The following is an 8,140-nucleotide window of genomic DNA, read 5'->3' on the forward strand; positions in this document are numbered from 1 at the left end:
TGTTTCCACTTGAATAAATTTTGCTTTTCCATACTGATCACGCCCCTTTTTAGAGTACTAGTATCAGTATGTCCAAGTTTACTAGATTTCTTGCACCAGAACCAGAACGATGGTAATAAAGAAATTTCTATAACATTAACACGTGAGCAAGTGCGGGAAATCAACTTAATGATTGCTTCTTCCTCTAAACGATTCATCATTGCGCCGGATAAACCATTACTGGAACGAGTTGTGAAGAGCGTAGAACACCGTCGGGGCCAACGTAAATTAAAAAAAGAGCCGAATATTTAATATTTCGGCTTTTTTTGTGCTATCAGATATAATTTAAAATTGAATTTTTTATCTATAATCACACAATTGAAACGAAGTGTTTTCAGTAACTAACCAATGGATGATTAAGGTTAACCCATAGTAGGGGGCACCATATACAAGGAATGTTCTTTCGTGACCCTGTTATTCAGATTTTCTTATCAATTCCCAATAAAAATAATATTTAATATAGAAATTATTTCAAATTATGTCTATAATTATGATATTACCATTACATATTCCTGGAAGGTGTGAACAAGATGGAAAAGAAAACCGTTTTGCAAACCAAAAAGGTTACATTTCAAGAACCCAAGTTGATAGTAAAAGGTAGCCTCAAAGAAATGACAGGTGGGGGATCAGGTGAACACAGGGAATCTGGAGTTGGTAGATTCTTTTAAATAAATTGAAACTCCAATAGACTCGGTACATACTGAGTCTATTTCTTTATAGCAGGAGGAAGCAGATGGATTACTTTCAGATTATGATGACAGGAACAAAAGAGAAAATATATGTCCCACCATTAGGATTATGGGCAACGCTTATGATTTGGTACCACACCCTGGTCGTTATTTATCAAATGAAACGAACAGATAGCAATAAATTATTGCATCAACTTAACAATGTTTCTACCATTCGAACCTTTTCCTTTAAACGAGAAATAGACCGCTATTTGTTTGCTAGAAGAGTAGTGTTTACTTCCTCACAAGTGATTCAATTTTTTCATAAACGAGCTCTGTGTTTGGAAAGATCTATCGCTATTTCTACATCGCTTCGAATCATGGGTTTGCCTTCTCAAGTGGTTATTGGTCAACGAGCAGTGATGGCAGCAGATAAAGAATTTGAGTGCCATGCTTGGGTAGAGCTGGATGGCGTCCCTATCAATGACTATGTTTCTCGAAAGTACTGGTTTAATGAACTCTATCGTGTTCCAGAAAGTAAAGAAGGGGAGTTAGCATGAGATTTACAGAAGATATTGGTGGTGTTTTTTCAATCAATCATTCTACTAATTCCCTATTTATCAAAGGAATAGTATGGGCTAGTATGTCCAATACAACCATTCATATGGTAGATAAACTGAAAAAGCACAATATATCCAGTGCAAAACAGGAGTTTGTAGAATGGTTTACAAATGGTAAGAAAGAATGGTTACGTGATATTGATGGATCTTTTATGATGGCACTGCAAGATCCAATATTAGGAGGGATCTTATACCGTAGTTTGGAATGTAGGATGTCTCTCTATTATCGAGTGGAAAGGGAAAAGTTATATTGGTCCAGCAATCCGATAGATTTGGTAGATAAACATATTCCTCTGTTAAAGCAAGTAAACCGACAAAAAGTACTTGTTTCTTGTTTAGGTGGTTTTTTAAATGAGGAGCAAAGTCATTATGAAGGAATACGCCGCTTGCCTGCTGGCCATCTTCTGGTATATAAAGATGGTCACTATATAGTAGAAGAACTTGATGTTCCAAGAATACAAAAAGAAACAAGTCGAAGAGATATATGGAGCTACGCGGAAGAAGCAAGGTATTTGATTCAAAAAACATTAGCAAGAAGATTAGAAAAAGGAAAAACCATTGGCATCCAATTGAGTGGTGGAATGGATTCTTCTGCTTTGTTATGTAGCCTAAAAGAGTTAGGTGCTCCTGTTGTTGCATACCATTTATCTTGTGAAGGAATTCGTTCTGCGGACGAAACCAAATATGCACGTCTTGTAGCCAATCATTTTGATGTTCCGTTATATGAAGTTCATTTACCAACAGAGATAAACACAAATACATATTTGAATTATAATTGGCGTTTTCGTACACCTCTCATTCATAGTTGTTATCGTGGATTGGAAATGGTGCAAGAGAAGTGTCAAGAACATGGAATCGATACAATTATCCCTGGGTATATGGGAGACTTTGTTTTTGCTCCTGTGAACAAACCAAGTTTTGCACAATTATGGAACGCTTTATCCAAAAGAGAACTCATACATTATCTGTGGGAGAAATCAGGTTGTCAGCCATATTTTTCTGATAAGAAAAAAGTGGGGTTCTCGCGAACAAAAATCTTTGAGCCATTTTTTACTGACTCGGCATTAGACGAAATTTCTCAGGTAAATGATTGTTTGGAGTTTTCCGATCATTTGATAGATAATTTTCGTATTGTTGCCAATGATGAATCAGAATCAACTGCACAAACAAGGCTTTTTAAGCAGAATATCTTATCCAATTTTGTTTTAAGTCGCGAAATCATGGAATTTTCCTTACGGCTTCCAGATGTATACAAAATTACGCCATCTAGTGGACAATGGATCATCAAACCAGTTTTGCGGCTTGCTTATTTGGATAGCTTGCCAAAAGAGATTATCACGCGTAACCATGATCAGTTGTTTAATTCGATTGATGAAAACTATATTGTACACCACAACCAGCAAATTGCTTCTTTTTTGTGTCATTCCCACTTGGTGGAATTTGGTATCATAGATGGAAATAAAATACAGACACTTCTATCAAATAAACGAACGGCAGCAAGTGTGACAGAAGGTTTGATGAATTGCTTGATGATGGAGATTTGGTTGCGAAATCTAAATAAACTTTCAAGATTACAGAAGAAGATGGAGGTTGGAAAACATGTATCGCCCTAGTTCCTTTATAAAAGTTTCCGAATTATATGATGAATATATGTTACTCGACACTCGCACAGGGAAGTATTTGAATTTCAATGAAACAGGTAATTTGTTTTGGAAAGTATTAGTAAAAGAGAAAAATGAGGAAGAGATGATACAACATTTATTGGAGCAGATTGATGCAGATAGAACTCAAATTGAAAGATCTTTATCGAATTTCACGGAAGAATTACTAGAACAGGGAATCATAGAAAAATGATAAAAAAAGGGGCACAACACCGATTCGCACGTGCGACCGGCTGCATTTCGAGAGGCTCTAAGAAGGATCAAAACTGAATCAAAACATTCAAGGCAGCATCCAGTTGCCTTGACTCACATATGAAAGTTCACCACCTGTGAGGGGTGGTTTTGTTGTGTAAAGGGCGTTTAAAAAAGTACACCTTTTGAACCACTTTTTATTACCAGGTATGTTGACGTACAATAAAGTTGTTTAATTTGGGGTACCGTCACATGCCCATCAACTTAAGAAAACAAATCCACCCCAAAACGAAAAAATGAGCTTTTTTATTACAAGTTAGGACAAAATCTCGTTCTGGGGGAGGTGTATTTTCTTAGCTTGATGGCGATGGGGCGGTACCCCTATAAGCTTAGCTTGATGGGCATGGGGTAAGTCCGAGATAAGTCCAAAAAGCGCTATACAGATGTAAAAAAATGTAAACAAGGCACAAAAGCCCTCATTAAGCTGTTTTAAACTCTACCTCTAGGTTTCGGTATAATCCCTCCTGTAAAATGACAATAACGCCGTTTAAAAATCTAAGTTTTATTCTACAATAGCGCCCTTTAATCGAATAACTTAAATTTATCCTCGTTCTAAAAAAATCACTTATGATAGTTCAACTAACACACCCTCTAGTTTAATAAGGAACTATCTATTGACATACAAATAATTACAAAATATAATACATACATATGAATGTATGTGTGTGTGGAGGTGATAATTTGGCACGTAATAAATATCCTGAAAAAACGGTACAGAGAATATTAGATGCTGCAACTAGACTTTTCCTTGAAAAAGGATGGGACCAGACAACAATCCAGGATATTATTGATGAATTAGGAGATTTAACCAGAGGGGCGTTCTACCATCATTTTAAATCTAGAGAAGATCTTATAGATGCAGTTCTTAAACGGTTGGCTTCTGAAAATAATCCTTTTGAGAAAGCAGAGAAGATGAATGGTTTGAATGGTTTAGAGAAACTAAAATTTGCTTTTCAACTTTCCTCTCCTCATTATCACGTACAGATGGACGTGATTAAATCAATTCCATCTATTTTAAAGAGTCCTACACTTGTTGCCAATCAATTAATGGAATGTATCAAAATTGGAGCACCAAGTATACAATCAGTCATTGAGGAAGGTGTAAGAGATGGTTCAATTTCCGTTCAATATCCAAAACAAACCGCTGAAACATTTATGCTGCTATCAAACATTTGGTTAAGCCCAATTATTTTTTCAGTGAGTACTGAAGAATATATGCAAAAGGCAAAACACTTACAAGAACTATATAACAGTATTGGTTTGCCAATTCTTGATGACCAACTACTAACTTCTCTTGAAAATTTTCACAGGGAAAACTACGATAAAAATAGGCTGTCATAAGACAGTTTGTTTTTTAATTACATACATACATATATATGTATGTTAAAAAATAAACATCTGAAGGAGGTTTATCATGACAGCTGAACTTGTTATAAAAGCCACTAGCTTAGTTAAGATATTTGACGGCAAAGAAGTTATTCAGAATTGTAATATGACGGTTCGTAAAGGTACAATCTATGGCGTTTTAGGAGCTAACGGATCAGGAAAGACAACTTTGTTTAAAATGTTAATTGGATTACTCAAACTTGATGCAGGTAATATCAAAATCTTAGGAGTTGATAATGCTGATAATAAATATGAAATCCTAAAAAATATAGGAAGTATTATTGAAACTCCTGTGTTTTATGAACATTTGTCTGCAAAGGAAAATTTAGAGATTCACCTTACTTATATGGGCATAGTCAATCCTCACATTGAAAATACCTTAGAGATGGTAGGGCTTAAAGGTACGGGCAATCTACCAGTATCAAAATTCTCACTTGGTATGAGACAACGTCTCGGGATTGCGCGAGCCGTTATTCACAATCCTAAGATATTGATTTTGGATGAACCTATCAACGGATTGGATCCGATGGGTATACGTGAAATGAGGGAACTATTTCTCCACCTAGTAAAAAAACGAAAAATGACAATATTAATTTCTAGCCATATTCTAAGTGAGATCGAGCATATTGCAGACACCATTGGAGTTATTGTAAACGGAAGAATTGTAGAGGAAGTATCTTTATCATCCATTAAAGACCAATTCCCAGATGGACTAGAAGACTATTTCTTCAATATTATTACTGGTAATGGAGGGAAGGTAAATGCTTGATTTAATGAAAATTGAACTTAAAAAAATTAATATCCGCACATACATCAAATCAACATTCGTTATCTCAATTTGCCTGCTGGTAGTGCTCTATATGACTATTTTACAACCACGAGTAGAACCAAATATACCAAATATACACTTATTTTCTGGATACAAAAACATCATTTCTTTATTCGGTATACTCAATTTGGCTGTCTTTAGTGTATTAGCTTCTGTTATGTATTCTCGATTTGTAATTGAAGAATATAGAGGAAAACGCGTAATACTTCTCTTCTCTTATCCTATAAGCAGAAGTAAAGTTTTCCTTTCAAAAATTATGATTGTTTCATTATTTACTATAATCTCAATGACGATTAGTGATGTCATCATATTTTCTATCTTTGGTGTGACTGAAACTTTCTTCCCTTTAGTAAATGACAACATTACATTTGAAGTTATATCTAAATCTATTATGACAACAATTATTATGGCTGTGATGGCCGTCGGGTTAAGTATCATTTCAATGGGATTAGGCTTTATAAATAAATCAATCCCTACAACTATCGTCTCAGCGATTTTACTCTGTTCCTGTTTAAGTAATATTTTTTCAACTGTCTCTTTAAAATCCAATATTCTCTCTCCCGTTTTGATTGTAATAGTAATTTTAGCTGGAATCTTTGTTGCAAGAAATGTAATGAAAAAAATTAACCTTATGGAGGTATAACTGTAATGGAACATACAGTGGAGAAATTCATAGAAGGGAAATTAGAAGGTCTTACTCCCGAGGATTTATACGGAAATATTATTGCAGGAGCCATCCTAGCTCTTATAGGCATCTTTTTAATGATAAAAAAATCTCCAAATAAAAACTTAAAAACAATTGGATTACTTTGTATTGGTATTGGCGTAGCATCGATCATTAGTGGGTTCTTACATATTCAAGAATTTTCATAATTAAATTTAGAGAAAGAAAGGAGGTGAATATTAGGGGTAGCACCAACATTTCGCGGATTCTGTACGTTAAGGCTAAACTCCTTGATATAACAATGTTTTCGTTATAAGTACCAAAAACAAACGTTTAAGGAACTTTGTGCATTTCTAATAAAATTGATAGAAATACGATCAAAAATCAGTTCCAAAACTCATTACCAAAAACAAAGCACCATAAAAAGTATTAAATATCGTTTATGGAACACTCTTAACGTACGGTAAAACCAAGTTTTTTAACTGGAAAATTCCTTAGTATACGAAATTCGCGTGGCGGGACCCCTGTAAGATAAAAATATAAAGAAGAGTGAAAGGGGGATTCACCGTTTGTTAGGATAAAAATAATCATTATGAAGATAATTACGAATTCCATGTTGCCCTTTTGTCATTGGTAGGGATAATAGCTGTGTAGTTAGTACGAAACAACAAGCAACCGCCCATACAATATGGATAGAGGAGAGGAATGTCTTATGAAAACACGTAGTCAAATTACATTTGTAAGTCTTGCCCTTTTAATAGCTGGAAGTTCCCTGTTATACACGACTCCAACCTCAATTGTAAAAGCAGAGCCCGCTGAAAATGTATCTAGTTCGTCACACACAAGCACTCAACGAGATCGTAATTCCGTCAAACAAGCAATGCGGGATACATTGCTTCTTGGATTCCCGGGGATACTTGCTAAAACTTCTGAGGGTGGAAAAACGTGGGGGTATGCCGCTGGGGTAGCGAATCTGATCACCAAGAAACCAATGAAAACAGATTTTCGCTTTCGTATTGCCAGCGTGACGAAGACGTTCACGGCAACGGTTGTACTTCAATTAGCTGCAGAGAACCGCCTGAATCTAGACGACTCCATCGAAAAATGGTTGCCTGGTGTCATTCAAGGAAACGGATATGATGCTAAACAGATTACTATCCGGCAGATATTGAACCATACAAGTGGTATCGCCGAATACTCAAGGTCAAAAGAAGCTGATTTTTTTAAGAATACAAAAAAATCATTTACTGCTGAAGAACTAGTGAAGATGGGACTTTCACTGCCCCCAGACTTTGCCCCAGGAAAGGGCTGGTCTTATTCAAACACAGGATACGTATTACTGGGTATCCTTATTGAAAAAGTAACCGGAAACAGTTATGCGGAAGAGATTGAAAATCGGATTATTGAACCACTTGAATTGTCGAATACATTTCTACCTGGCAATTCAAGCGTTATTCCAGGCACCAACCATGCCCGTGGATATTTCCAACCAGACGGAGCAATTGAGCTAAAGGACATTACTTATTATAACCCAAGTATAGGTAGCTCGGCTGGAGATATGATTTCTACTGCAGATGACTTAAACAAATTCTTCTCTTCCTTACTCAGTGGCAAATTACTGAAGGAACAGCAACTAAAACAAATGCTTACTAAAGTTCCTACAGGAAGAGCAGAAATTGATGGATATGGTCTTGGAATCTATGAAACTAAGCTTCCAAACGGTGTCTCGATATGGGGACACTCAGGTGGCATTCCAGGGTTTATTACTTTTGCTGGAGGTACACTTGGAGGTAAGCATACGTTAGCCGTCAATTTGAACAGCTTAGGAAAAGTTGACAATCCTGATCCTTTTAAAAATATTTTACTTGCTGAATTTAGCAAGTAGGCAAAAAGGGGTTCTGGTGCAAAGATGATTTCAAAAAACATAGGACATGAATTTCCTATTAACTTACGGATTATGCTGCAATGCCAAACAGTTTATCAATGAATTCTTTTCGATTTTGGGCAGACTTCACCCCTTG

10 protein-coding genes are annotated in these 8,140 nt (G+C 35.8%); all 10 read left to right on the top strand.

What is annotated here, in order from left to right; translation table 11 throughout:
- A partial coding sequence (locus ACFQZ1_RS09025) for a hypothetical protein (protein WP_377881798.1) occupies positions 1-291 on the top strand: 291 nt, incomplete at its 5' end.
- 278 nt (positions 292-569) lie between these two features.
- Positions 570-707: a hypothetical protein gene (locus tag ACFQZ1_RS09030; RefSeq protein WP_377881799.1), complete on the top strand. Its 138-nt coding sequence runs from the start codon at positions 570-572 to the stop codon at positions 705-707.
- A 65-nt stretch (positions 708-772) separates the two neighbouring features.
- Complete coding sequence (locus ACFQZ1_RS09035; protein WP_377881800.1) at positions 773-1,267, top strand: lasso peptide biosynthesis B2 protein; 495 nt, start codon at positions 773-775, stop codon at positions 1,265-1,267.
- Positions 1,264-2,940, top strand: a complete 1,677-nt coding sequence (locus ACFQZ1_RS09040) for an asparagine synthase-related protein (RefSeq protein WP_377881801.1) — start codon at positions 1,264-1,266, stop codon at positions 2,938-2,940. Before ACFQZ1_RS09035 ends, ACFQZ1_RS09040 begins: the two co-directional genes overlap by 4 nt.
- Complete coding sequence (locus ACFQZ1_RS09045; RefSeq protein WP_174103574.1) at positions 2,927-3,181, top strand: PqqD family protein; 255 nt, start codon at positions 2,927-2,929, stop codon at positions 3,179-3,181. Before ACFQZ1_RS09040 ends, ACFQZ1_RS09045 begins: the two co-directional genes overlap by 14 nt.
- 740 nt (positions 3,182-3,921) lie before the next feature.
- Positions 3,922-4,581 carry a TetR/AcrR family transcriptional regulator gene (locus tag ACFQZ1_RS09050; protein WP_377881802.1) on the top strand — a complete coding sequence of 220 codons (660 nt, stop codon included), beginning with the start codon at positions 3,922-3,924 and terminating at the stop codon, positions 4,579-4,581.
- Between the two features lie 73 nt (positions 4,582-4,654).
- Positions 4,655-5,395 carry an ABC transporter ATP-binding protein gene (locus ACFQZ1_RS09055; RefSeq protein ID WP_377881803.1) on the top strand — a complete coding sequence of 247 codons (741 nt, stop codon included), beginning with the start codon at positions 4,655-4,657 and terminating at the stop codon, positions 5,393-5,395.
- Complete coding sequence (locus ACFQZ1_RS09060; RefSeq protein ID WP_377881804.1) at positions 5,388-6,098, top strand: ABC transporter permease; 711 nt, start codon at positions 5,388-5,390, stop codon at positions 6,096-6,098. The genes ACFQZ1_RS09055 and ACFQZ1_RS09060 overlap by 8 nt, the downstream gene beginning before the upstream one ends.
- A 5-nt stretch (positions 6,099-6,103) precedes the next feature.
- Positions 6,104-6,328: a hypothetical protein gene (locus ACFQZ1_RS09065; RefSeq protein ID WP_377881805.1), complete on the top strand. Its 225-nt coding sequence runs from the start codon at positions 6,104-6,106 to the stop codon at positions 6,326-6,328.
- 503 nt (positions 6,329-6,831) lie between these two features.
- Positions 6,832-8,004 carry a serine hydrolase domain-containing protein gene (locus ACFQZ1_RS09070; RefSeq protein WP_377881806.1) on the top strand — a complete coding sequence of 391 codons (1,173 nt, stop codon included), beginning with the start codon at positions 6,832-6,834 and terminating at the stop codon, positions 8,002-8,004.
- Positions 8,005-8,140 lie beyond the last annotated feature (136 nt).

Origin of the sequence: Bacillus sp. CGMCC 1.60114, assembly GCF_042676365.1 — a bacterium.
In the GTDB taxonomy this organism is placed as follows: domain Bacteria; phylum Bacillota; class Bacilli; order Bacillales; family Bacillaceae_G; genus Bacillus_A; species Bacillus_A rhizoplanae_A.